The organism is Escherichia marmotae (genome assembly GCF_002900365.1).
Lineage (GTDB): Bacteria > Pseudomonadota > Gammaproteobacteria > Enterobacterales > Enterobacteriaceae > Escherichia > Escherichia marmotae.
Map to the genome: position 1 here is coordinate 2044425 of NZ_CP025979.1, position 24420 is coordinate 2068844.

Consider the following 24420-nt stretch of genomic DNA (forward strand, 5'->3'; position numbering starts at 1 on the left):
GCATCGCAGCCCCGTGGTTAAAACAAATTTTCAGTGATTTAGTGAGCGCTGGAGGCCACCTGACGACCTGCCGCGCGATCCCAGATAATGGCCAGAACCACCATCACCACTGTTGGCATTAACCACGCCAGACCTTGTTCGGCCAGCGGTAAACGCTGCACCCAGGACGGTAAGATATCGCTGAATGCAGATGCTTTGATCCCGTCGAGAATACCAAAAAGCAGACTGATAAACATCGGCGGAGCAATCACACGGGACGAATTATGCCACCATGAGCGTGTAAAACTTAATACAACCAGTGCGATACATGGCGGATAAATGGCAGTCAGCACCGGCACAGAGATCTGAATCAACTGGCTCAAACCGAGGTTAGACACCACCATCGAGAAGCCGCCGAGGATAAATACCAGGGTACGATAAGAGAGCGGTACATACTGGGCGAAGAACTCCGCACAGGCACAGGTCAGGCCAACAGCCGTGACCAGGCAGGCGATGAAGATTAACGCTGCCAGCAGGAAGCTCCCGCCGCCGCCAAAGGTGTGCTGAACGTAAGCATGCAGAATAGCCGCACCGTTTGCGGATTGGTCAACCAACGACGCGCTGTCTGACCCCAGACGGAACAACGCCAGATAAAGCAGAGTTAAACCAACGCCCGCCATCAGGCCAGCCCAGACGGTGTAACGGGTTAGCAGACGCGCTTCAGCAACGCCGCGAGAACGCGCCGCGTTAACAATAACGATACCAAACACCATCGCACCCAGCGTATCCATCGTCAGATAGCCATTAACAAAGCCGTTAGAAAACGCAGCGTTTTGATAAGCCTCAGTCGCGGTGCTAATAGAACCCGCAGGCCAGACAATTGCAGCAACGGACAGAATGACCAGCGCGATAATTTTCAGCGGCGCAAGGAAGTTACCGACGGTATCCAGCAGTTTGCCCGGATAGAGCGAAACCAGAATGACGATAGCGAAATAGACCAGGCTGTAGATAAACAGCGGCAGTGCAGAATCACCCGTCAGCGGCGCAATACCGACTTCAAAGGAGACGGTTGCCGTACGTGGCGTAGCGAACAGCGGCCCCACCGCCAGATAGCAGACGGTTGCCAGTAACACGCCAGCAACTTTACCGATGGGGGTGCTCAGGCTATCAACGCCGCCGCCAACTTTCGCCAGCGCCACTACCGTTAATACCGGCAGACCAACGGCGGTAATGAGAAAGCCAAACGCAGCAGTCCAGACGTGTTCGCCCGCCTGTAAGCCGACCATAGGAGGGAAAATAATGTTACCTGCGCCGACGAACAACGCAAATGTCATAAAGCCCAGAGCGATAATATCGCGCGATCTTAATTGATGGGTCATAAATCATACTGCCTGTGGATGTGGTGTTGTAACGTTAAATTTTTGTGCCAATCCCTGGGGATGATACAGCGGTATTTTTAAACAATTTCAGCGGGAAATACTCCCAACCTGACGCGGCGAAGAATAGTTTTTCGATTTACCGCTTGAATGCAGTCAGTATGACAGCACCTGAAGCGCAATTTAAACGCTTATAACGTTTTAAAGCAAGATGGGATCTAAAAACCAGAGGGATATAACGATAAGAAATCACTAACCAGTATAAAACGCTATTTCAGCGAAAAAGTCATGGCTAATCATGCGAACAAAAAATCACCAACCCTTGTAAGATTTAGCGCTTATTTTTTGGCTGCAAAGAAAAAAAGCCAGCGTCGGCTGGCTTATGGCAACAAAAAATGACAAAGGCAGATTAATCGTTGTTTTTGGCAATTAAACGTTCCGGCAGAACAAAACTGAAACGCGTACCTTTGCCCACCGTACTGTCAATATTCAGGCGGCTTTCGTGGTGATTCACCGCATGTTTAACAATTGCTAACCCCAGTCCGCTACCACCGGTTTGTCGGGAACGCGCTTTATCAACACGATAAAAACGCTCGGTCAGCCGTGGAATATGCTCCGGTGCGATACCCGGCCCATTATCTTCAACACTAAACTCGGCACCGTGCGGCACTCGCTGCCAGCGCACCGTGATATGTGTACCTTCTGGCGTATGATTCACCGCGTTATAGACCAGATTCGAAATCGCACTGCGTAGCTGATCTTCATTGCCAGACACTTTTAGGTCATTATCTATTTCAAAGGTAAATGTCTGTTTGTGCTGACTCAGAGTCTGGGCTTCACGCTCAACGACACGCAGCATCATAGGTACATCAACCTTTTCATTGAGTAACTGTGTTGGCGCAGCTTCAATTTTCGACAGCGTCAGCAACTGCTTCACCAGTCCTTCCATTCTCTGGGTTTGCTCGCGCATTGTGTGCAACGCTTTTTCACGTACCGCACCTTCCAGCGGCTGCTCATGCATCATTTCCAGGTAACCCTGCAACACAGTCAATGGCGTGCGTAACTCATGGCTCACGTTGGCAAAAAAGTTGCGCCGAGCCCCTTCCAGTTGATGCATTTGCGTGACATCACGCGCCACCATTAACAGTTGTTTATGCGTATAAGGCATGACGCGAATTTCCAGATGCCGCCCGGTGTTGAGCACCAGATTGAGCGGGCGAGAAAAATCACGCGTTTTCAGATATTGCGTAAATTCCGGATAACGCAGCAGGTTAAGGATGTTCTGCCCGTTATCTTCCGGCCAGCGCAGGCCAAGAGTTTGTTGCGCCAGCCCGTTACACCAGAAGATCCCGCCCTCTTCCGTGGTCAGCACCACCGCATCGGGCAGCGACTCCGCGCCGCTACGAAAGCGTTTGATGAGATTGCCCAGTTCGCGGCGGCGTTTTTTATTACGCAACTGCATCTGGTGTAAGCCATACAGCAGCGGTTCCCAGCTTCCACGCCCGGGTGGCGGCGTCATACTGCGATCCACCCACAGCCACCATGAGAGGCGTAATAAATTCCAGAAATGCCAGATAAGCAGTCCCGTTACCGATGCCAATAAAAACCAGGGCAGATAACCCAAAAAAGCACCCAGGATGAAGGCCGGGAGGCAGCAAAGTAGCAGCTCCAGCACCAGCCTTTTCCACGACAGCCGTTCCAGCACGTAAGATACTCCAGTTATGAACAAACAAGCCTTGCTCTGCGTCCGACGAGCAAGGCGTTAAAAGCGGGTTGAAAAACGATATCCTGTACCGCGCACGGTCTGTACCATGCGGTCATGCCCGCCAGGTTCCAGTGCTTTACGCAGGCGACGAATGTGGACATCAACCGTACGGTCTTCTACATAAACATTGGTTCCCCAGACGTGGTTTAATAGCTGTTCGCGACTGTACACACGCTCGGGGTGAGTCATAAAAAAGTGCAGCAGCTTAAATTCAGTCGGTCCCATCTCCAGCGGTTCTTCGCCCGCCATCACCCGATGAGACGTCGGGTCCAGACTTAGCCCCAGCATCTCGATCACCTCTTCCACCGCCATCGGTGAAATACGGCGCATCACCGCTTTAATACGTGCCACCAGTTCCTTCGGTGAAAACGGCTTGGTGATATAATCATCCGCGCCGGTTTCAAGACCGCGCACACGATCTTCTTCCTCCCCTCTGGCGGTCAACATCACCACCGGTATATCCCGGGTCATCGACTCACGCTTCAGATGTTTGATGAACTGGATACCGGAGCCGCCGGGTAACATCCAGTCGAGGAGAATTAAATCCGGCCAGGGTTCATTCAGTTGGTTCACAGCACTGTCATAATCTTCCGCTTCGACCGGCTGAAAGCCATTTTGCTCGAGCACGAAGCAGACCATTTCGCGAATTGGAGCTTCATCCTCTACGACCAGAATACGTCTCGCCATGATTTGCCCTGTTGTAATAAATAGATTGCGATCATCAATGCGACGTCATTATGCGTCAGATTTATGACAGATTTATGAAAAGAACGTCGCACTCCCCTTCAGGTTATTGATTTCCGTGGCGCAGAAAAAAGCAAATAAGACACCTGATTGGGTATAATCGCGCCTATGCTTTTTCGCCAGGGAATTGTTATGCGCATCCTTCACACCTCAGACTGGCATCTCGGCCAGAACTTCTACAGTAAAAGCCGCGAAGCTGAACACCAGGCCTTTCTTGACTGGCTGCTGGAGACAGCGCAAACCCATCAGGTGGATGCAATTATTGTTGCCGGTGATGTTTTCGATACCGGCTCACCGCCCAGCTACGCCCGCACGTTATATAACCGTTTTGTTGTCAATTTACAGCAAACAGGCTGTCATCTGGTGGTACTGGCAGGAAACCATGACTCAGTAGCCACGCTGAATGAATCGCGCGATATCATGGCGTTTCTCAATACCACCGTGGTCGCCAGCGCCGGACATGCGCCGCAAATATTGCCTCGTCGCGACGGAACGCCTGGCGCGGTACTGTGCCCTATCCCTTTTTTACGCCCGCGTGACATTATTACCAGCCAGGCGGGACTTAACGGTATTGAAAAACAGCAGCATTTGCTGGCAGCAATCACCGATTATTACCAACAACATTATGCAGATGCCTGCAAATTGCGCAGCGATCAACCTCTGCCCATCATCGCAACGGGGCATTTAACGACCGTTGGCGCGAGTAAAAGTGACGCCGTGCGTGACATTTATATTGGCACGCTGGACGCGTTTCCGGCACAAAACTTTCCGCCGGCCGACTACATCGCGCTCGGGCATATTCACCGCGCGCAGATCATTGGCGGCATGGAACATGTCCGCTATTGCGGCTCTCCCATCCCACTGAGTTTTGATGAATGCGGCAAGAGTAAATATGTCCATCTGGTGACATTTTCAAATGGCAAATTAGAGAGCGTGGAAAACCTGAGCGTACCGGTAACGCAACCGATGGCAGTGCTGAAAGGCGATTTGGCATCGATTACCGCGCAACTTGAACAATGGCGTAATGTGCCACAGGAGCCGCCTGTCTGGCTGGATATTGAAATCACTACCGATGAGTATCTGCATGATATTCAGCGCAAAATCCAGGCATTAACCGAATCACTGCCTGTCGAAGTATTACTGGTGCGTCGCAGTCGGGAGCAGCGCGAGCGTGTGTTAGCCAGCCAACAGCGTGAAACACTCAGCGAACTTAGCGTCGAAGACGTTTTTAATCGTCGTCTGGCACTGGAAGAACTGGATGAATCGCAGCATCAACGCCTGCAACATCTTTTCGCCATGACGTTGCAGACCCTCGCCGGAGAACACGAAGCATGAAAATTCTCAGCCTGCGCCTGAAAAACCTGAACTCATTAAAAGGCGAATGGAAGATTGATTTCACCCGCGAACCGTTCGCCAGCAACGGTCTGTTTGCCATTACCGGCCCAACCGGCGCGGGTAAAACCACGCTGCTCGATGCCATTTGTCTGGCGCTGTATCACGAAACGCCGCGCCTCTCCAACGTTTCGCAATCGCAAAATGACCTGATGACCCGCGATACTGCCGAATGTCTGGCGGAAGTGGAGTTTGAAGTGAAAGGCGAGGCCTACCGCGCATTCTGGAGCCAGAACCGGGCGCGTAACCAGCCGGACGGTAATTTGCAGGTGCCACGCGTAGAGCTGGCGCGCTGCACAGACGGTAAAATCCTCGCTGATAAAGTGAAAGATAAGCTGGAAATGACGGCGACGTTAACCGGGCTGGATTACGGACGTTTCACCCGTTCGATGCTGCTTTCGCAGGGGCAATTTGCTGCCTTCCTCAATGCTAAACCGAAAGAACGCGCAGAATTGCTGGAGGAGTTAACCGGCACCGAAATTTACGGGCAAATCTCCGCGATGGTCTTTGAACAGCACAAATCGGCCCGCACTGCGCTGGAGAAACTGCAAGCGCAGGCCAGCGGCGTTGCGTTATTAGCACCTGAGCAGGTGCAATCATTAACAGAAAGTTTGCAGGTACTCACTGACGAAGAAAAGCAGTTACTCGCCGCACAGCAGCAAGAGCAACAATCGCTTAACTGGTTAACACGTCTGGATGAATTACAGCAGGAGGCCAGCCGTCGTCAGCAGGCTCTGCAACTGGCGTTGACCGAAGAAGAAAAAGCGCAACCTCAACTGGCGGCGCTTAGTCTGGCACAACCCGCACGAAATCTCCGTCCGCACTGGGAACGTATTGCAGAACACTCTACGGCGCTGGCGCATACTCGCCAACAGATTGAAGAAGTAAATACTCGCTTACAGAGCACAATGGTGTTTCGCGCGAGCATTCGTCACCAGGCGGCGAAGCAGTCGGCTGAATTACAGCACCATCAACAAACCCTGAATGCGTGGTTACAGGAACACGACCGCTTCCGTCTATGGAACAACGAGCTGGCGGGTTGGCGTGCGCAGTTCTCCCAACAGGCCAGTGAACGCGGGCATCTGCGACAGTGGCAACAGCAATTAACCCATGCCCGGCAAAAACTTAATGCCCTTCCGGCTATCTCTTTAGCTTTAACCGGCGATGAAGTTGCTGTCGCACAAGCGCAACATGCTGAACAACGCCCGCTACGTCAGCGCCTGATTGCACTGCATGGGCAAATTGCTCCCCAGCAAAAACGGCTGGCGCAGTTACAAGCCACTATCCAGAGCGTCACGCAGGAACAGACGCAACGTAACGCCGCACTGACCGAAATGCGCCAGCGTTATAAGGAAAAAACGCAACAGCTTGCCGACGTCAAAACCATTTGCGAGCAGGAAGAGCGCATCAAAACGCTGGAAGCACAGCGCGCACAGTTACAAGCAGGTCAACCTTGTCCACTTTGTGGTTCCACCAGCCACCCGGCGGTAGAGGCGTATCAGGCACTGGAACCTGGCGTTAATCAGGCCCGATTACTGACGCTGGAAAACGAAGTGAAAAAGCTCGGTGAAGAAGGCGCGGCATTACGTGGACAACTGGACGCATTAACCTGGCAGCTTCAGCGGGATGAAAACGAAGCACAAAGCCTCCGGCAAGATGAGCAAGCACTTACTCAGGAATGGCAGACACTCACTGCCAGCCTCAATATCACCTTGCAGCCGCAGGACGATATTCAACCGTGGCTTACCGCCCAGGAAGAGCATGAAAAGCAACTGCAATTACTCAATCAGCGTCAAGAATTGCAGGCGCAAATTGCCGCGCATAATCAGCAAATTATCCAGTATCAACAGCAAATTGAGCAACGCCATCAGCAACTCTCTACGGCATTAGCGGATTACGCGCTGGCATTGCCGAAGGAAGATGAAGAAGAGAGCTGGTTATCGGCACGTCAGCAAGAAGCGCAGATCTGGCAACAGCGCCAGAACGAATTAAGCGGGCTGCAAAACCGCATCCAGCAACTGACGCCGATTCTGGAAACGCTGCCGCAAAGTGATGAACTTCCGCACAGCGAAGAAACGGTGACGCTGGAAAACTGGCGGCAAATTCACGAGCAATGCCTCGCGTTACAAAGCCAGCAACAGACGTTGCAGCAACAGGAAGTTCTGGCGGCGCAAAGTCTGCAAAATGTCCAGGCACAGTTTGACGCTGCCCTACAGGCCAGCATTTTTGCCGATCAGCAAGCGTTTCTTGCGGCACTGATGGATGAACAAACACTAGCGCAACTGGAACAGCTCAAGCAGAATCTGGAAAACCAGCGCCGTCAGGCACAAACGCTGGCAACTCAGGCGGCAGAAGCTCTGGCACAGCATCAGCAACACCAGCCTGACGGGTTGGATCTCACTTTGACAGCGGAACAGATTCAGCAAGAGTTAGCACAAACTAACCAAAAACTGCGTGAAAATACCACCCATCAGGGCGAGATTCGCCAGCAACTGAAACAGGATGCAGACAACCATCAGCAACAACAAACCTTAATGCAGCAAATTACTCAAACGACACAGCAGGTTGAGGACTGGGGTTATCTTAATTCGCTGATTGGCTCCAAAGAGGGTGACAAATTCCGTAAATTCGCCCAGGGGCTGACGCTGGATAATCTGGTCCATCTCGCTAATCAGCAACTGACCCGTCTGCACGGGCGCTATCTGTTAAAGCGCAAAGCCAGCGAGGCGCTGGAAGTCGAGGTTGTCGATACCTGGCAGGCCGACGCGGTGCGCGATACCCGCACCCTTTCCGGCGGCGAAAGTTTCCTCGTCAGTCTGGCGCTGGCGCTGGCGCTTTCGGATCTGGTCAGCCATAAAACGCGTATTGACTCACTTTTCCTTGATGAAGGTTTCGGCACGCTGGATAGCGAAACGCTGGATACCGCCCTTGATGCACTGGATGCCCTGAACGCCAGCGGTAAAACTATCGGCGTAATTAGCCACGTTGAAGCGATGAAAGAGCGTATTCCTGTGCAAATCAAAGTGAAGAAGATCAACGGTCTGGGCTACAGCAAACTGGACAGCGCGTTTGCAGTGAAATAACTATTCAGCAGGATAATGAATACAGAGGGGCGAATTATCTCTTGGCCTGATTGGTCGTTATCCTGCAAGCTATCACTTTATTGGCTACGGTGATTCGTAGCCGTCCTGTTGGTTGTGATGGTGGTATGAATAAAGTTATTTTATCTTTAGCTCTCGGCACGTTTGGTCTGGGGATGGCCGAATTTGGCATTATGGGCGTGCTCACGGAGCTGGCGCATAATGTGGGGATTTCTATTCCTGCCGCCGGGCATATGATTTCGTATTATGCGCTGGGCGTGGTGGTCGGCGCGCCGATAATCGCCCTCTTCTCCAACCGCTACTCGCTCAAACATATCTTGTTGTTTCTGGTGACGTTGTGCGTCATTGGCAACGCCATGTTTACGTTATCTTCGTCTTACCTGATGCTCGCCATTGGCCGACTGGTTTCCGGCTTTCCACATGGCGCATTTTTTGGTGTCGGAGCGATTGTATTATCGAAAATTATCAAACCCGGTAAAGTCACCGCCGCCGTGGCGGGTATGGTTTCCGGGATGACGGTCGCCAATCTGCTGGGTATTCCGCTGGGAACGTATTTAAGCCAGGAATTTAGCTGGCGTTACACCTTTTTATTAATCTCTGTTTTTAATATTGCAGTGATGGCATCGGTCTATTTTTGGGTGCCAGATATTCGCGACGAGGTGAAAGGAAACCTGCGCGAACAGTTTCATTTTTTGCGAAGCCCCGCGCCGTGGCTAATTTTTGCCGCCACCATGTTTGGTAACGCGGGGGTATTCGCCTGGTTCAGTTACGTAAAACCTTACATGATGTTTATTTCCGGTTTTTCGGAAACGGCGATGACCTTCATTATGATGCTGGTCGGGCTGGGGATGGTACTGGGGAATGTGCTAAGTGGCCGGATTTCAGGACGTTACTCTCCGCTGCGCATTGCGGCAGTGACTGACTTCATTATTGTGCTTGCATTGCTGATGCTCTTTTTCTTCGGCGGTATGAAAACAACGTCGCTGGTTTTTGCTTTTATTTGTTGTGCGGGATTATTTGCCCTCTCTGCACCGCTGCAAATTCTGCTACTGCAAAATGCCAAAGGTGGAGAGTTATTAGGTGCTGCAGGTGGGCAAATAGCGTTTAACCTCGGTAGCGCAGTTGGCGCATATTGCGGTGGTATGATGCTGACGCTGGGGCTGGCATATAATTACGTGGCGCTGCCCGCCGCCTTGCTTTCGTTTGCTGCGATGTCGTCGTTGCTGCTGTATGGTCGCTATAAGCGCCAGCAAGCAGCGGATAATCCGGTGCTGGCGAAACCATTGGGGTAGGTCGCGGTCACGGTGAACGTTGCTTGTTGCCGGATGCGGCGTACAGATATGCTCATTTTGTAGGCCTGATAAGACGCGGCAAGCGTCACATCAGGCATCGGAGTACGATGTCGGATGCGGCGCGAGCGCCTTATCCGACCTGAGCATCAGGCATGATGCACCAATGGCCTAACTGTTTTTACTCTTGCGGCCATAACCACGCGGCACCGCGTACGCCGCTCGAATCACCATGCTTCGCCTTACGTACCGGCGTTTCACATTCTCCACCGAAGACAAATTGTTTAATCAACGGCGGAACCGTTTGATATAAACGGTCAACATTGCTCATTCCACCGCCCAGCACAATCACATCCGGATCGAGAATATTCACCACATGTGCCAGCGATTTTGCCAGTCGTAGCTCGTAACGACGCAATGCCAGCTCTGCAACTGGATCTTTCTCTTCAACAAGACGAACAATTTCGCGGCCTTTCAGCGCATTTCCACTTAAACGATGATAATCCGTGGCAAATCCAGTGCCAGAAATAAAGGTTTCAATACAACCTTGTTTACCGCAATAACAAGGGACTTCCTCGCGATAACGCAGTTCATCTTCGTCCATCCACGGTAGCGGATTATGTCCCCACTCGCCTGCCGTGCCATTGCCGCCGATATGCGCCCGACCATTGAAGGCTACCCCCGCGCCGCACCCCGTGCCGATAATCACGGCAAAGACCGTTTGCGCTCCTGCTGCCGCACCATCTACCGCTTCTGAAACCGCCAGGCAGTTGGCGTCATTGGCCAGACGGACTTCCCGCTGCAGTCGCGCACTTAAGTCTTTATCGAATGGCTGACCGTTAAGCCAGGTTGAATTGGCATTTTTCACCACGCCGGTGTAGGGCGAAATCGAGCCTGGAATGCCCATGCCTACCGTTCCGCGCTGCCCTGTCGCCTGCTCCGCCATCTCTACCAACGTGGCGATCGTTTCAATGGTCTGCTGGTAATCATCGCGCGGCGTGGGCAGACGATGACGGTACAACTGCTCCCCGGCCTCGCCCAGTGCAATCACTTCAGTTTTAGTGCCGCCTAAATCGATACCTATACGCACAGAACTCTCCTTATTTTTTTCAATATCAATAGCGTAGAGACGGACACCCGGATTGACAATGCAAGGCCGCCGACAATTCGTTATTATGCCCGCTAAATTTAACGACAAGGCCGTGGAAATTATCATGCTGTGGTTCAAAAATTTAATGGTTTACCGTCTTAGCCGCGAAATTTCGCTGCGTGCGGAAGAGATGGAAAAACAGCTAGCCTCGATGGCATTTACCCCATGCGGCAGCCAGGACATGGCGAAGATGGGCTGGGTTCCTCCGATGGGATCGCACAGCGATGCATTAACGCACGTTGCCAATGGTCAAATTGTTATCTGTGCGCGTAAAGAAGAAAAAATTCTCCCGTCTCCGGTCATTAAACAGGCGCTGGAAGCGAAAATCGCCAAACTGGAAGCGGAACAGGCGCGTAAGCTGAAGAAGACCGAAAAAGATTCCCTGAAAGATGAGGTGCTGCACTCTCTGCTGCCGCGCGCATTCAGCCGCTTTAGCCAAACTATGATGTGGATCGACACGGTTAATGGTTTGATCATGGTGGACTGCGCCAGCGCCAAAAAAGCGGAAGATACGCTGGCGCTGCTGCGTAAAAGTCTGGGGTCGTTACCGGTTGTGCCGTTGAGCATGGAAAACCCGATTGAACTGACGTTGACCGAATGGGTACGCTCCGGTAGCGCGGCACAGGGATTCCAGTTGCTTGATGAAGCCGAGCTGAAATCGCTGCTGGAAGATGGCGGCGTGATCCGTGCGAAAAAACAGGATCTGACCTGCGAAGAGATCACCAATCATATTGAAGCCGGAAAAGTGGTGACTAAACTGGCGCTCGACTGGCAGCAGCGCGTTCAGTTTGTGATGTGTGACGATGGTTCGCTTAAGCGCCTGAAGTTCTGCGACGAACTGCGAGATCAAAACGAAGACATCGACCGTGAAGATTACGCCCAGCGTTTTGATGCCGATTTCATCCTGATGACCGGCGAACTGGCAGCATTAATTCAAAACCTGATCGAAGGATTAGGTGGCGAAGCACAACGTTAATTGCTGATTTTTCTTCAACGCCAGATAAGACGCCTACGCGTCTTATCTGGCATGTGACGCCATACCAGGCATTAATATAATCATTCGCTACATCGAGCAATGATTTTTATAACATGGCAAACCGGAGCTTCCACTATTTTAATTGCGCATCAGGTAGCGGTAGCAATGAATTAGAGATTGAACGTCATGGCCAGCAATACAAGCACCTAACCCTTTGATTTAAATGTTAACGTTCAATAAAGCCAATTGATTTGAATATATCAAAAATATAAAAATCAGCAGCCTTTGAAATTTTTAATTATAAAAACAAATTACTTTTCAGAAAAATGCCCTCCCAATCAACGGGAAGGCGAGATATTACAGATAGCGGCACAAATAAGAGGTCGGTTCAGCAACTTGCAAATGGAATTCACTGTGGCCGGGAACATTGAATACGGAACCGGCTTCATACACTTGCCAGTCGGTCGCATCAGGCAGCAACACATTCAGCGCCCCGCTGATTACCGTCATCTCTTCAGGTTCAGCGGTGCTGAAGGTGTATTCGCCTTCAACCATGACACCAACGCTGGCGCGACCAGTGCTGCTGCTGGAAAAGCCGATCGATTTCACTTTGCCGGAAAAGTACTCGTTACTTTGAAGCATAAACTGGCCCTGTCTGGTAGTTAAACATCCACTTCACTATAGGGGTCAGAGGCGCTGACTGTCACGCAAAATTAAACCAGTAATTCTGCTGCCAGCCTTGCAATCAATACGTTAGAGAGCAAAACAGGAACATCGAGCTGTTTTTGCAGTAAATCGCGATGACGTTGGTTAAATCCCAAACAATCCAGCATGATGACATCTGCGCCGTTTTCCAGTAATTCTTTCCCGGCATCGATGATTTTCTGTTCAGAATCGTGAATGGGATTGCCCAGAGAAAGCAAGGGGGGTTTTTGCAGGATTTGCCATTTTTGCGCCTGAACGTGCAACAGTTCTTCTACCGGTACAATAACACCGACCTGATGACCTTCGACAATGGAGGAAACCAGCGGTGGTAATATACGTAACGGTTCGAGAAAGATTGTATTACGCGCCGTCATACAGCTAATGTTTGCCGTACTCATCAACAAAATGACGTCGTACCCCTGATTATCAAGCACTTCAACCACGCTTTGCAGATCGCGCTCCACTTTACGACGCGAAATGTGGGCCAGTTGATTATCATTTAATAAAGTGAGAATCGTTTCTTCACCTGCTTCTGGCGCATACTCCGCCATCACTTCTTCGCGGCTTAACTTCCCCAGCAGGCTATGATGGGAAATGTTATTTTCGTCAATGTACTCAGTCAGGAGCGGCAAAACTTCCTGCATAGGTACAATGCCGATGGTCAGGATCGCCAACGACGCACTCATTGTTCTTCCACCTTACTTTTATTTCGTCGTTAATTACCGGGCAAATGCTAAGCACCACTGCTGACACTTACCTGTGCTACAAATGACAAAAAGCGTAGCAGCAGACGCATCCGGCATAATGTAAAGATTCCAAATGATTCCAGTAATGGATTGTTATTGTTTAATATTCTAATTATTAGGAAAACATGAATTGCGAAAAATGTGACGCAAGTCCGTTGTGGTAGCACTCAGAGTCCTTTCCGAGCAGTCTGATACGGTCACTCTTTGTCAGGATCCTCATAGCGTTTTTTCGCATCCATCGCTTCCAAAGCTGTCGGATGTTCGCTGATTAAAGAGTCAGGTTTGGGATGATCGGCTCTAAGCTGATACCAGGTTACGGTCTGCCCTGGTTTTCCTTTTTCAATCGTCACAACATATGCTTCACGAGGATAAGGTGGTTTCGTTGGCATCGTTCTTCCTTATTTCACAGGATGAACGTTAAGTATAGGCACTCGGGAATCAACAATTGATCGTCTGTGCCAGGGCGCAACGAATTTCAGAAATCACCTGGCTGGGTTCGTTGTTAGCGTTAATGATAATATGCGCAACTTCGCGATATAACACATCGCGTTCTTCCAGCACTTCCTGAACTTCTTCACTTAGCGGTTTTCCGGTTAAGGCTGGTCGCAAATCCTCTTCGGGTGCAGCTTGCAGGCGATTAACCAGTACCGCTACTGGCGCACACAAATAAACCACAATCCCGTTATTGCGCATGTAGTGACGATTAAATTCCGTCAGAATAATGCCGCCACCCGTGGCAATAACAGTGGATGGCGCAGTCACCGCTTCCAGTGCTGCGGTTTCTCTGGCGCGAAATCCGCCCCACTCTTCCCTTTCGACGATCTCTGCGACCGTCATATTGAGTTGTGATTGCAGCCATTGATCGGTATCGACAAACCGATAGTTGAGCGAATCGGCAAGGGCCATTCCGACCGTTGTTTTACCACAGCCCCGAGGCCCGATCAGAAAAAGAGGTTGTGTCATCGTGGGTTTTCCCCAAAAGGCCGCAATGCGGCGAAAGCCGGTTTCGTGAGAATAGCGATCATACCATTAAACTAGTACAATTTCGATTGTAAAGAAATAATTCCACTTAAGGTAAAAATTTCAATCTACACCTTACTATACCAAGAAATTAGCGAGAAAGAAGTGTAAATAATAAATTACATTTATGCGCGACTACGTTGCACTTCCAGCCACCACTTTTCCAGCTCAGCGGCAAAGGCCTGGCGGTCACGTTGTGAAAGGCTATCTGGCCCCCCGGTTTGAATACCACTGGCGCGTAAGGTGTCCATAAAATCGCGCATTGTCAGGCGTTCGCGAATGGTCGCCGTCGTATAACGTTCGCCACGTGGATTAAGTGCCGCAGCCCCCTTCTCGATGACTTCAGAAGCCAAAGGAATATCAGCAGTGATCACCAGATCGCCCGGCTCACACTGACGTACAATTTCATTATCGGCAACATCGAAGCCTGCCGCGACGCGTAGCGTGCGAATAAACCGCGATGGCGGCACGCGTAAACTCTGATTTGCCACCAGCACCAACGGCACCTGCATACGTTCTGCTGCGCGATACAGAATCTCTTTAATTACATTGGGACACGCATCGGCATCCACCCATATCGTCATAAGCCCCTCCTTTGTTGGGTAATCCTCTATTGTGTCGCGCTTTTGCCTTCCGGCATAGTTCTGTTTATGCTTCTGACCAGGCGCTTTCCAAAACAATGAATTTCACGGCAGGAGTGAGGCAATGGAAAAGAAAATCGGTTTTATTGGCTGCGGCAATATGGGAAAAGCCATTCTCGGCGGTCTGATTGCCAGTGGTCAGGTTCTTCCAGGGCAAATCTGGGTCTATACCCCCTCCCCGGATAAAGTCGCCGCTTTGCATGATCAGTTTGGCATCAACGCCGCAGAATCGGCGCAGGAAGTGGCACAAATCACCGACATCGTTTTTGCCGCTGTTAAACCTGGCATTATGATCAAAGTGCTTAGTGAAATCACTTCCAGCCTGAATAAAGACTCGCTGGTGGTTTCTATTGCTGCGGGCGTCACACTCGACCAACTTGCCCGGGCACTGGGCCATGACCGGAAAATTATCCGCGCCATGCCGAACACTCCCGCGCTGGTCAATGCCGGGATGACCTCCGTGACGCCAAACGCACTGGTCACGCCAGAGGATACCGCCGATGTGCTGAATATTTTCCGCTGTTTTGGCGAGGCGGAGGTGATTGCCGAGCCGATGATCCACCCGGTGGTCGGCGTGAGCGGTTCTTCACCTGCCTATGTTTTTATGTTTATCGAAGCGATGGCCGACGCCGCCGTACTAGGTGGGATGCCACGCGCGCAGGCGTATAAATTTGCCGCCCAGGCGGTAATGGGATCTGCAAAAATGGTGCTGGAAACCGGAGAACATCCGGGCGTATTGAAAGATATGGTCTGCTCACCAGGAGGCACCACCATTGAAGCAGTACGCGTGCTGGAAGAGAAAGGTTTCCGTGCCGCAGTGATCGAAGCGATGACGAAGTGTATGGAAAAATCAGAAAAACTTAGCAAATCCTGATGAACCACTCCGGACGTCAGGCCGCCACTTCGGTGCGGTTACGTCCGGCTTTCTTTGCTTTATAGAGTGCCATATCGGCCGATTTCAGCCACTCGCGATAGTGACTCATTTGCGGACTCAGCGGCGCGACACCAACACTTATCCGCAACATCACCTGCGGCGTACTTGGTAAGCGTAATGTATTTAGCCCATCATGTACGCGTAACATGGCGGTAATGGCGTTTTCTGCTGGCGTACCAGACATAATCACCGCAAATTCATCGCCCCCAAAACGACCAATCACATCACTGCCGCGCAGAGTGATTTGTAACTGTCGGGTCAGTGCCACAATCGCTTCATCACCCACATCGTGGCCCCAGGTGTCGTTGATGCTTTTGAAATGGTCGATATCGATGATTAATAACGTCGCATCGCGGTTATGCCGCCGACAATTATCAAACTCATTACGCAGCATAATTTCCCAGTGACGCCTGTTATAAACCCCCGTCATGCCATCACGAGTGCTCATTACCTGCAATCTGCGTTTATGTTCTGCAAGTTTTGTTGCCGTCTGGTAGCTGACCCAGCCAAACAGCAGAGGATAAATAACGATAATGGGAAGGGAAAGCCACCACTCCAGCGGTGCACTATTTAGCGACACCGTGATACCCGTTAGTTCAAGCGTGACAAGGCAGGAAACTACCATTAACACCAGACCAGCGACAAACAGACGAGGGCCACCAGCCCCCATCAAATTCAGACACATAATCATTAACATCGCGATCGAAGGCAGCACGTTTACGCCCATCACGCCTACCCACATCCCCGCTAATACTGCATCAGTTTTTAAGTTGTAAATTTCCCGGCTAAGTGGATCAATGGCCCTGCTCGCTAACTGCCAGGCTAAATGCGGCCAGACAAAAGCCCAGCCGACCAACACCAGCCACCACCACCCCGGCGGCGGGTGCGAAACCAGCGTTGATGCAATCGGTAAGAACATCCCAGCCAGCCCAACCATACGGGGCAACCTGACGCGACGGGCAAAGCGCAGCCCGGAACGCTGATGTTCGTTTTGAGGAGTTAATGGTGGTTCCTCCCCGTGCGCCGCCGCTTTTTTGAAAAAGTTTTCATCATTCATTATTTTTGGGAACATTTAGAAACAATTTGCCCAAATTATAGAGACGGGATTAAGAGCGGGAGTATGATATTTCGGGTGAGCCATTTTCTTAGCTCACCCGTTAGCACTATCAGGTATTACGCGGCGTTCTTGAGGCAGGTGCTCATAAACTTATTGCGATCATCACCTTTCAGAGATTGCTGCGTCGCCTGACCATTGCATTCGCGCATCTTCTGCTGTTGCGGCGTCAAACTCTTCTCGCCGGGCGCAGACTTACTGTTCTTCAGGCAATCACTCATGTACGTCTTACGGGCATCCCCTTTCAACGCCTACGCCGTGGCCTGTTGATTACAGGAAGTCATACGCTGTTGTTGCGGGGTTAACGTCCTCTCGGCAGCGCCAACTGTGGTTAAAAAAACTAAACCGAATAGCAGGGTAACCAGTAATGTTATTTTCATAGCACTATCCCTCTTAACATTTTAACCAGGAGCGTTTGCGCCCGTGATCTGCCTTTAAGTCTGGTTGCTAACAGCAAAAAAACCACCCGACGACACAAATTCATCGTCGGGTGCGGTTTAATTACAGGCCCAATGCGGCTTTCATGGTGTAGAAGAGATCGGTCTGATCGGTCAGGCCAACGACATTTGCAGCGTGCGGGCCATAAGCAGCAATACGCAACTGGCTGCCAGTATGCTCTTGCGAATCCTCTTCAGAGTTACCGTAGCTCATCACCATTACTGCGCCATCTTTGGTATTTAACGCCTGAGTCAGACCCGGTGCTTTGGTATCCGGCGGGACAATTTGGCTGGCGTGAGCATGGTCAGCCGTTACCACTACCAGGGTGTTACCATCTTTTTTGGCAAATTCCAGCGCCCGTTGTACAGCTTCATCAAGGTCAACCGTCTCACCAATTTGCCCACAAGGATTCGCGGCGTGATCCTGTTTGTCGATCGATGCACCTTCGACTTGCAGGAAGAAGCCTTTTTCATTTTTACTTAATAACTCAATGGCCTTGTCGGTCATCTGCGCTAACGTCGGTATGCTGTCATTACGCTGCGGATTCGGAGTACAAGTTACCGCAGGCTTATCGATATTGCCGTGATAAGACGCCTTTGGACCTTTCCAGCGTACCGGCATATTGCCATCGGAAAATAATCCGAGCAGTGGTTTATCCTGATTTGCCTCCGTCACCGCTTCTAACGAGGCTGTATCAGTCACTAACTGATAACCACGCGCCTGTGCTTGTTCACGCAGCGTTTTTCCCTGCCATTCACCGGCGGTTGCTGTTTCTGCAAACGTTTTTGCACCGCCGCCAAGCGTTACATCGGCACGAGCGTTAAGCAGTTGTTCAGTGATGGAGCCTTTACCGCCTTTTTCCAGCGCATTACTCGGGCATTTTTCACTGGTAACGCTCGGTCCGTAGCATTTGCGCGACGTCACATGCGCCACCAGCGCGGCAGGTGTGGCATCCTGCAATTCAGCCGTTGAAACGTTGCCAGTGGCCAGGCCTGCGGCTTTTGCCATCTCCAGTATCGTTGGATGATCTTTTTCATGAATATCGACGCCCAACGCGCCGTTATAGGTTTTGACGCCAGTTGACCAGGCGGTTGCTGACGCAGCGGAGTCGGTTACGTAGTCCGGTTTACCGGTTCTTTTATCCAGAGAATAGTGAGTGTATTGCCCGGTAAGCGGTAACGCATCGATTCCTTTAAAAAAACCGCCCGCACCTTCGGCATAATTTCGTGCGGCAGTAATTTCCGAATCCCCCATCCCATCGCCAATCAGTAATATAATATTTTTTACCGGCTTATCGCTAAGTGAATCACGCAAGGCGGCGGTCTGATCGCCTGTTAAACGGCGGGCACCGCCGGGCGTAGTAATATCTCCCTGTGCAGCCCGGTTTTCCAGAATGGGTGTCTGCGGCGTCTGGGCGTTTGTTACAGGGGTAAACAATAACGGTAAGAGAGCCAGTGCAATAGTGCTTTGTTTCACTTTATTTTCTCCATGTACAAATACAGTAAAAAATAAAAACAAAGCGACTATAAGTCTCTGGCGTGACAGCTTTATGACAATCGTTGAAAAGGCTTAATTTTTTACTGACGAGGATGCCTCAATAACTTCTTTACGTAATCGCGCAGCAGCTCCGTGTCGTCATCAGGAATGCTGGCATCGGGCTTTACCGCATACAACGCCCCCTCAACCTGATCAATCAACCGCTGTTGGTCTTTTTGCGCCATATTGCGAAGCATCGCGGTGACAATAATCTCCAGTGCCTCAACCTGCGCGCACAGTTCCTTCGACTCTTCTTCTTTTTGGGCAAGCTTAAATAACAACTCAGCAATGAGATTTTTCATGTCTGTATTTCCTTATCCAAAGTATGGAGAAGTTAACATTATGCTTCATAACTGCATAGGGGCTGGAAGTAGTATTTTTATGACGAAGGAAATACTTTGCACAAATATTTCTACATATTTATCAGCGAAACGTTTCTCTTATTTAAATAATTACCTTACAAATAAAACAGCTATTCAATTATAAATCATTAATATAATAAAAAGTTATGAAATATATTTAGTTCGTTAACTTATTATTAAGTTATTCACAAGCCGAGTCATGGTTAATGCCAGCAACAAATTAGCTTCCCGTTCATCATTTTTGTGATCTGTAGCACATAATTTAATCGATGATATTTCACAGTCAGTACGCTGAGCGCTTTGTGACCAGAAGATTGCAACATTCTGTCAGAAGGCCGCGAATCAACCGTTTTGTCGTGGTAATGTATGTTCTTTATGTTCGACGGGATAGGTTTTTAAGATGGAAAAACTGCGGGTAGGTATCGTTTTTGGTGGAAAATCAGCGGAACATGAAGTGTCTCTGCAATCGGCAAAAAACATTGTCGATGCCATTGATAAAAGTCGTTTCGACGTTGTGCTGTTGGGCATTGATAAACAAGGGCAATGGCACGTCAGCGATGCCAGTAATTATCTGCTAAACGCAGACGATCCTGCCCATATCGCGTTGCGCCCTTCGGCTACCAGCCTCGCGCAGGTGCCGGGTAGACATGAGCATCAACTTATTGATGCACAGAACGGCCAACCATTGCCGACGGTAGATGTCATTTTCCCGATTGTCCACGGTACGCTGGGTGAAGATGGCTCCCTGCAGGGGATGTTGCGGGTCGCTAATTTACCGTTTGTCGGTTCCGATGTGCTGGCCTCTGCCGCCTGTATGGATAAAGACGTCACCAAACGTCTGCTGCGTGATGCCGGGTTGAACATTGCGCCATTTATTACCCTGACACGCGCCAATCGTCACAAAATCAGTTTTGCCGAAGTGGAGTCTAAACTGGGTTTACCGCTGTTCGTTAAACCCGCTAACCAGGGCTCTTCTGTTGGCGTCAGCAAAGTGACTAACGAAGAACAGTACACGATTGCCGTCGATCTGGCGTTCGAGTTCGATCACAAAGTGATCGTTGAACAAGGGATCAAAGGGCGTGAGATCGAATGCGCGGTTCTGGGCAACGACAATCCGCAAGCCAGCACCTGTGGCGAGATCGTCCTGACCAGCGATTTCTACGCCTACGACACCAAATACATTGACGAAGATGGTGCGAAAGTGGTGGTTCCGGCAGCCATTGCGCCAGACATCAACGATAAGATCCGGGCGATTGCCATTCAGGCTTATCAGGCGCTGGGCTGTGCTGGCATGGCGCGTGTAGACGTCTTCTTAACGCCGGAAAACGAGGTGGTGATCAACGAGATCAACACGCTGCCGGGCTTCACTAATATCAGCATGTATCCGAAGTTGTGGCAAGCCAGCGGTCTGGGCTACACCGACCTGATCACGCGTTTGATTGAACTGGCACTGGAACGTCACGCTGCGGATAACGCGTTGAAAACCACAATGTAATTTTCAATCGCCCGGTAATATTTTTATTGGGCGTTTAAGACTGGTGACAAGCGTAAGATTGCCTGATGCGCTACGCTTATCAGGCCTACCAGACAATTTCAATATATTGATTTTGCAAGATTTTGTAGACAGGCTAAAGCGTTAATGCCGCATCCGGCATTAACAACGAGCACTTTGCCATCCCCTGAACGCCCAATCATATGTTATTGGGCGTTTTCAGTTTCGTCATCGCGACGACGAATAATCAGCCCCGCCAGCCAGAAACTAATTACCCACGTCACCAGACCGACTGCATATGTCTGCCAACCTTTTGCTTCAAATCCCAGCAAACCCACCACACCGTTAAGAATGAAAATGAGACCAATGGCGAACGCATAGTAGTGCCAGTCGCGGCGGATTTTTACAGGCAAATTCATGGCAGCTCCGATAATGAAAAACAGCATCCTCGCATATTCTGTAACATCCGTCTGTGGCGTAGACAGCATTTCCAGTGTCGTTAAAAAATTTAGCTTAAAGTTACCATTTTGTGACTCACGACGAATATTCACGCTTCGGGAATATTCCCACCATCAATTTACCATGATTCTGATATTGACAATCTCAATGACCTGTCAGACTTGCCATAGCCGCTGGTATCACACCAGAAGAGAAGCAAATGACTTCCGGAGGTTTTTATGGCTGATTTCACCCTATCAAAATCGCTGTTTAACGGAAAATATCGCAACACCTCTTCAACGCCTGGCAACATTGCCTATGCGCTGTTTGTACTGTTTTGCTTTTGGATTGGGGCGCAATTACTGAATCTGTTGGTGCATGCGCCTGGCGTCTATGAGCGTTTAATGCAGGTTCAGGATACAGGCCGCCCACGAGTGGAAATCGGCTTAGGTGTCGGCACCATTTTTGGGCTAATCCCATTTTTGGTTGGTTGCTTCATTTTTGCCGTGGTTGCTTTATGGCTGCACTGGCGACATCGTCGCCAGTAAGATTTGCTGTGCCAGATGCGGCGTAAACGCCTTATCTGGCCTACGATTCCCCATTGATCACGGTTTCATACAACGCGCCCGTCGCTCATCAACGCGCTTCGCAAACCATGCTGTTGTAAGGTTACGAGTGATTTTCGGGCTTTCCAGTTGGATACCGGGCAACATTTCACGTGGTAGCGATTTACCCGTTTTCGCTTCTGCAAGCTGATAAACTTTCTGGTACAGCGCCGTCTCTTCAAAAGAGAAGCGGTCCCCTTTCTCTAACTGACGGCGAATTTCGCTGTCACTCATACCCAGTTTGCCTGCCAGTTTGCGCGTTGCCAGTTCTGTTTTACCGGGTTCTTTGCTGTCATAGCGAATCAAATCCCCATCCAGCGCCAGTTTCACGCCGCTGGCTTTGCTGACCGCGTTCTGAAACGCGGCGTTCCGACTGGCATACCAGCCGGCATTAAAGTCAGCAAAACGATATATCGGCGCGCTGTAACTGGCGGGATAATTCAGTAAATGGTAAGTACCAAACCATAATCCGCCGCGACGACTAAAGACTTCCTGACGGACAGTACCGTCCATTTTCCACGGATAGCCTTTGGTATGCTGTTCGGCAAAAGCAATGCTGACTTGCATCGGCCCACCCGTGCGCACCGGGTTAAGCGAACCAAACAGCGTCTGGCCCATCGGCACCATGCTGCTCAGATCGTCAAAAATCGCGCTTAACTGCTTTTCTGTACGCACGGAATCTAACCGTTCGCTGTAACTTTTGCCGTTTGGTGATTTAATTTTCAGCGCGGTATGAACCAAAAAAGCGGGGATATGCATCCGTTCGGCGCGACGGTCAATCTCTTGCCAGGCAATTTTACTTAAGCCCGGAACGGCCGGATCCGCCTGATAATTAGACTCCTGCTGTGCCACCGCCAGCACCGAGCAGACGTTTTCCAGCGTCGGTGCCAGCCCCTGACTTTCAAAAGTGGTGGCAATATCTTTCGCCCAGGCATCGCGGTCTTTCACGCTGGCGGGCAACTTCTGCCGCACGACGCTCGCTACATCTATCGCTTTTTCGCCCTTTTTCAACGGTTGCGGAGCCTGACTACTACACCCCGCTAAAACCAGAACCGCCAACAATGAAAGCGAAGAAAGACGAGTGAACTGCGACATTACCTCTCCTTTTTAACTCAACGTATGGGTTACTTCCTGAATTTTGTCACCATCCAGCTCATGTTCAAAGCTGCGCAGACGTTTGTAGATAGACATTAACTCTACCAACGTAGTCCATGAGTTAATCAGATACTGGAAAGCACCGCGCACCTGACCGAAAACGTTGGTAATTTGCGTCATCAGGCCGAGCGTAATCGTACCGGCAACAATCGACGGAAACAGCAAGAACAAACCGAAAACGTTATCAACCTGCAAATAGAGAATGCGGGCAATATTGAAATACATATAGTGAAAATAGAGACGAAAATAGTTCTTCCGCACGGCGCTGAACAGCTCGCGTACCGTTGGCGGCGTCGCGCGCGATGCATCGTCTTCACCATAAACCAACTCTTTACGATAAGCCGCTTCTACGCGCTGGTTTTTAAATTCCAGTCCCGGCAGTTTGATCCCCACCACCGCCAGCAGCCCGGTGCCCATCAGCGACCAGACGATGGCAGCAATCACCAGGCCATACGGAATATGTCCAATAATCGGCAATTCCGGCACATGCGCGGAGAGCGTCACCAACACCGGCAAGAAGGCGATCAACGTCATGATAGCGTTGATAAAACTTACCCCCATATTTTCCAACGTAGAGGCAAAACGCATAGTGTCTTCCTGCACACGCTGGGCGGCACCTTCGATATGACGGAGTTGTTGCCAGTTTGCCATGTAGTACTCGTTCATCGCTGTACGCCAGCGGAACACATAGTGGCTAACAAAGAAATTGTTCAACACACTGATCACTACCGCAATCAGCGCAATCCCCAGAAAGACGCCCACTTCGCGATAAAACTGTTCAATGGTCACTTTATGCGGCGAACTTAGCGCGGTTTGGATCAGATCATAGAACGGCGCATACCAGGCGTTGACGGCAACCCCAACTTCCACCAGAAACCAGGTAACGAAGATAATCAGCGCAGTACCGAGTATTGACCAGTATTGCCAACGATGCGGGCTGTATATAAACCAGAACAGCGCAAAGAGTCCTACACAAACAATGTAGTAAGCATAAAAAACCAGGAAGTCTAATGACCAGAAACGGGCGGCGCTAATCGGGATCTGCCCGGAAGCCCCGGTGATACGAGCCACCCAATCACCACCACCGGCTTGCCAGAAGATCACGGCAATCAATGCCCAAACAAAGGCCGAGAGGAAAAACGTACCCGGCTTTGGGAAAAAAGACTTAAACATATGCTCTCCTGCTAACTTCTTATCATTTTAACAACTGCTGTGCATAAACCGCATGACCACTCCAAAGAGCAAGCCAAATGAAACCGCCCATTGTGACCAATGGCAAGCTACTTAGTTCGTCAACCTGAACGTAAGAATTGTTTCGACGGATTTCACAAACAAAGGATTGTTTACATTAGCGGATTAACACGCGCAGGATCACAAATGCAGGCATTGGTGAGCAGGAAAAAGAACGTGTTTACGCGCCGTTACGTTTTTAACACTATTATTGCACTAATTCGCCCTTTGC

Annotated in this window: 22 protein-coding genes and 1 pseudogene; 7 read left to right on the forward strand and 16 right to left on the reverse strand. The window is 50.4% G+C overall.

The features are described from left to right. Positions 1 to 38: 38 nt before the first annotated feature. The 3 genes from brnQ to phoB all read right to left on the reverse strand — a co-directional run bounded on the left by brnQ (position 39) and on the right by phoB (position 3807). The gene (gene brnQ / locus C1192_RS10665) at positions 39 to 1358 is read right to left on the reverse strand and encodes a branched-chain amino acid transporter carrier protein BrnQ (RefSeq protein ID WP_038354479.1); all 1320 of its coding nucleotides are present in this window, start codon (positions 1356 to 1358) and stop codon (positions 39 to 41) included. Positions 1359 to 1764: 406 nt separating this feature from the next. Then, positions 1765 to 3060 carry a phosphate regulon sensor histidine kinase PhoR gene (gene phoR, locus C1192_RS10670; protein ID WP_000893630.1) on the reverse strand — a complete coding sequence of 432 codons (1296 nt, stop codon included), beginning with the start codon at positions 3058 to 3060 and terminating at the stop codon, positions 1765 to 1767. A 57-nt stretch (positions 3061 to 3117) separates the two neighbouring features. After that, positions 3118 to 3807 (reverse strand): phosphate response regulator transcription factor PhoB, encoded by a 690-nt coding sequence (gene phoB, locus C1192_RS10675; protein ID WP_000113928.1) that lies wholly within the window; start codon positions 3805 to 3807, stop codon positions 3118 to 3120. A gap of 189 nt (positions 3808 to 3996) precedes the next feature. Between phoB and sbcD the strand changes: the two genes are divergently transcribed. The 3 genes from sbcD to araJ all read left to right on the forward strand — a co-directional run bounded on the left by sbcD (position 3997) and on the right by araJ (position 9649). Beyond that, entirely contained in the window at positions 3997 to 5199 is a 1203-nt protein-coding gene (gene sbcD, locus C1192_RS10680; RefSeq protein WP_038354480.1) for an exonuclease subunit SbcD, read from the forward strand. Then, positions 5196 to 8339 carry an exonuclease subunit SbcC gene (gene sbcC, locus C1192_RS10685; RefSeq protein ID WP_038354481.1) on the forward strand — a complete coding sequence of 1048 codons (3144 nt, stop codon included), beginning with the start codon at positions 5196 to 5198 and terminating at the stop codon, positions 8337 to 8339. Before sbcD ends, sbcC begins: the two co-directional genes overlap by 4 nt. Positions 8340 to 8464: 125 nt before the next feature. Next, on the forward strand, positions 8465 to 9649 hold the full coding sequence (gene araJ / locus C1192_RS10690; RefSeq protein WP_052462990.1) for an MFS transporter AraJ: 1185 nt from the start codon (positions 8465 to 8467) through the stop codon (positions 9647 to 9649). A 178-nt stretch (positions 9650 to 9827) separates the two neighbouring features. Here araJ and mak read toward each other — a convergent pair whose 3' ends face one another. Next, a complete protein-coding gene (mak, locus tag C1192_RS10695) occupies positions 9828 to 10736 on the reverse strand; it encodes a fructokinase (RefSeq protein ID WP_001515873.1) in 909 nt (302 codons plus the stop codon). Between the two features lie 124 nt (positions 10737 to 10860). Here mak and rdgC point away from each other — a divergent pair, with 124 nt between their 5' ends. After that, on the forward strand, positions 10861 to 11772 hold the full coding sequence (gene rdgC / locus C1192_RS10700) for a recombination-associated protein RdgC (protein ID WP_010379449.1): 912 nt from the start codon (positions 10861 to 10863) through the stop codon (positions 11770 to 11772). Between the two features lie 357 nt (positions 11773 to 12129). On the opposite strand, the gene ppnP is transcribed toward rdgC, so the two are convergent. The 5 genes from ppnP to C1192_RS10730 all read right to left on the reverse strand — a co-directional run bounded on the left by ppnP (position 12130) and on the right by C1192_RS10730 (position 14827). Next, the gene (ppnP, locus tag C1192_RS10705) at positions 12130 to 12414 is read right to left on the reverse strand and encodes a pyrimidine/purine nucleoside phosphorylase (protein ID WP_000941942.1); all 285 of its coding nucleotides are present in this window, start codon (positions 12412 to 12414) and stop codon (positions 12130 to 12132) included. 71 nt (positions 12415 to 12485) lie between these two features. Beyond that, complete coding sequence (locus C1192_RS10710) at positions 12486 to 13163, reverse strand: AroM family protein (RefSeq protein WP_001276430.1); 678 nt, start codon at positions 13161 to 13163, stop codon at positions 12486 to 12488. 257 nt (positions 13164 to 13420) lie between these two features. Continuing rightward, on the reverse strand, positions 13421 to 13612 hold the full coding sequence (gene yaiA / locus C1192_RS10720; RefSeq protein ID WP_001142443.1) for a protein YaiA: 192 nt from the start codon (positions 13610 to 13612) through the stop codon (positions 13421 to 13423). Between the two features lie 49 nt (positions 13613 to 13661). Beyond that, a complete protein-coding gene (aroL, locus tag C1192_RS10725) occupies positions 13662 to 14186 on the reverse strand; it encodes a shikimate kinase AroL (RefSeq protein WP_000193402.1) in 525 nt (174 codons plus the stop codon). Between the two features lie 182 nt (positions 14187 to 14368). Then, positions 14369 to 14827: a YaiI/YqxD family protein gene (locus tag C1192_RS10730; RefSeq protein ID WP_000158170.1), complete on the reverse strand. Its 459-nt coding sequence runs from the start codon at positions 14825 to 14827 to the stop codon at positions 14369 to 14371. A gap of 121 nt (positions 14828 to 14948) precedes the next feature. Here C1192_RS10730 and proC point away from each other — a divergent pair, with 121 nt between their 5' ends. Next, a complete protein-coding gene (proC, locus tag C1192_RS10735; RefSeq protein ID WP_000412183.1) occupies positions 14949 to 15758 on the forward strand; it encodes a pyrroline-5-carboxylate reductase in 810 nt (269 codons plus the stop codon). Between the two features lie 16 nt (positions 15759 to 15774). On the opposite strand, the gene adrA is transcribed toward proC, so the two are convergent. The 4 genes and pseudogenes from adrA to iraP form a co-directional block, all read right to left on the reverse strand. Next, positions 15775 to 16890 (reverse strand): diguanylate cyclase AdrA, encoded by a 1116-nt coding sequence (adrA, locus tag C1192_RS10740; protein WP_000484071.1) that lies wholly within the window; start codon positions 16888 to 16890, stop codon positions 15775 to 15777. A 101-nt stretch (positions 16891 to 16991) separates the two neighbouring features. Continuing rightward, positions 16992 to 17312 (reverse strand): annotated as a pseudogene (psiF, locus tag C1192_RS10745) (phosphate starvation-inducible protein PsiF). A gap of 121 nt (positions 17313 to 17433) precedes the next feature. Then, on the reverse strand, positions 17434 to 18846 hold the full coding sequence (phoA, locus tag C1192_RS10750; RefSeq protein ID WP_000814409.1) for an alkaline phosphatase: 1413 nt from the start codon (positions 18844 to 18846) through the stop codon (positions 17434 to 17436). A 101-nt stretch (positions 18847 to 18947) separates the two neighbouring features. Beyond that, on the reverse strand, positions 18948 to 19208 hold the full coding sequence (gene iraP, locus C1192_RS10755) for an anti-adapter protein IraP (RefSeq protein ID WP_001515866.1): 261 nt from the start codon (positions 19206 to 19208) through the stop codon (positions 18948 to 18950). A 460-nt stretch (positions 19209 to 19668) separates the two neighbouring features. Here iraP and ddlA point away from each other — a divergent pair, with 460 nt between their 5' ends. Then, positions 19669 to 20763 carry a D-alanine--D-alanine ligase gene (gene ddlA / locus C1192_RS10760; RefSeq protein ID WP_038354482.1) on the forward strand — a complete coding sequence of 365 codons (1095 nt, stop codon included), beginning with the start codon at positions 19669 to 19671 and terminating at the stop codon, positions 20761 to 20763. Positions 20764 to 20966: 203 nt separating this feature from the next. On the opposite strand, the gene C1192_RS10765 is transcribed toward ddlA, so the two are convergent. Further along, complete coding sequence (locus tag C1192_RS10765) at positions 20967 to 21179, reverse strand: DUF2754 domain-containing protein (RefSeq protein WP_001515864.1); 213 nt, start codon at positions 21177 to 21179, stop codon at positions 20967 to 20969. Between the two features lie 258 nt (positions 21180 to 21437). Between C1192_RS10765 and C1192_RS10775 the strand changes: the two genes are divergently transcribed. Next, on the forward strand, positions 21438 to 21746 hold the full coding sequence (locus tag C1192_RS10775; RefSeq protein WP_000763136.1) for a DUF2755 family protein: 309 nt from the start codon (positions 21438 to 21440) through the stop codon (positions 21744 to 21746). A 57-nt stretch (positions 21747 to 21803) separates the two neighbouring features. On the opposite strand, the gene yaiW is transcribed toward C1192_RS10775, so the two are convergent. Both yaiW and sbmA read right to left on the reverse strand, forming a co-directional pair. Beyond that, on the reverse strand, positions 21804 to 22898 hold the full coding sequence (yaiW, locus tag C1192_RS10780) for a surface-exposed outer membrane lipoprotein YaiW (RefSeq protein ID WP_038354483.1): 1095 nt from the start codon (positions 22896 to 22898) through the stop codon (positions 21804 to 21806). A 12-nt stretch (positions 22899 to 22910) separates the two neighbouring features. Then, on the reverse strand, positions 22911 to 24131 hold the full coding sequence (gene sbmA, locus C1192_RS10785; protein WP_001515862.1) for a peptide antibiotic transporter SbmA: 1221 nt from the start codon (positions 24129 to 24131) through the stop codon (positions 22911 to 22913). Positions 24132 to 24420: the final 289 nt, after the last annotated feature.

Coding starts and splice junctions, on each gene's coding strand:
- C1192_RS10775 (WP_000763136.1), top strand. CDS start 21,438: ATGGCTGATTTCACCCTATCAAAATCGCTGTTTAACGGAAAATATCGC.
- rdgC (WP_010379449.1), top strand. CDS start 10,861: ATGCTGTGGTTCAAAAATTTAATGGTTTACCGTCTTAGCCGCGAAATT.
- sbcC (WP_038354481.1), top strand. CDS start 5,196: ATGAAAATTCTCAGCCTGCGCCTGAAAAACCTGAACTCATTAAAAGGC.
- yaiA (WP_001142443.1), bottom strand. CDS start 13,612: ATGCCAACGAAACCACCTTATCCTCGTGAAGCATATGTTGTGACGATT.
- sbmA (WP_001515862.1), bottom strand. CDS start 24,131: ATGTTTAAGTCTTTTTTCCCAAAGCCGGGTACGTTTTTCCTCTCGGCC.
- C1192_RS10710 (WP_001276430.1), bottom strand. CDS start 13,163: ATGAGTGCGTCGTTGGCGATCCTGACCATCGGCATTGTACCTATGCAG.
- yaiW (WP_038354483.1), bottom strand. CDS start 22,898: ATGTCGCAGTTCACTCGTCTTTCTTCGCTTTCATTGTTGGCGGTTCTG.
- araJ (WP_052462990.1), top strand. CDS start 8,465: ATGAATAAAGTTATTTTATCTTTAGCTCTCGGCACGTTTGGTCTGGGG.
- aroL (WP_000193402.1), bottom strand. CDS start 14,186: ATGACACAACCTCTTTTTCTGATCGGGCCTCGGGGCTGTGGTAAAACA.
- C1192_RS10765 (WP_001515864.1), bottom strand. CDS start 21,179: ATGAATTTGCCTGTAAAAATCCGCCGCGACTGGCACTACTATGCGTTC.
- phoB (WP_000113928.1), bottom strand. CDS start 3,807: ATGGCGAGACGTATTCTGGTCGTAGAGGATGAAGCTCCAATTCGCGAA.
- ddlA (WP_038354482.1), top strand. CDS start 19,669: ATGGAAAAACTGCGGGTAGGTATCGTTTTTGGTGGAAAATCAGCGGAA.
- C1192_RS10730 (WP_000158170.1), bottom strand. CDS start 14,827: ATGACGATATGGGTGGATGCCGATGCGTGTCCCAATGTAATTAAAGAG.
- iraP (WP_001515866.1), bottom strand. CDS start 19,208: ATGAAAAATCTCATTGCTGAGTTGTTATTTAAGCTTGCCCAAAAAGAA.
- proC (WP_000412183.1), top strand. CDS start 14,949: ATGGAAAAGAAAATCGGTTTTATTGGCTGCGGCAATATGGGAAAAGCC.
- sbcD (WP_038354480.1), top strand. CDS start 3,997: ATGCGCATCCTTCACACCTCAGACTGGCATCTCGGCCAGAACTTCTAC.
- adrA (WP_000484071.1), bottom strand. CDS start 16,890: ATGTTCCCAAAAATAATGAATGATGAAAACTTTTTCAAAAAAGCGGCG.
- brnQ (WP_038354479.1), bottom strand. CDS start 1,358: ATGACCCATCAATTAAGATCGCGCGATATTATCGCTCTGGGCTTTATG.
- ppnP (WP_000941942.1), bottom strand. CDS start 12,414: ATGCTTCAAAGTAACGAGTACTTTTCCGGCAAAGTGAAATCGATCGGC.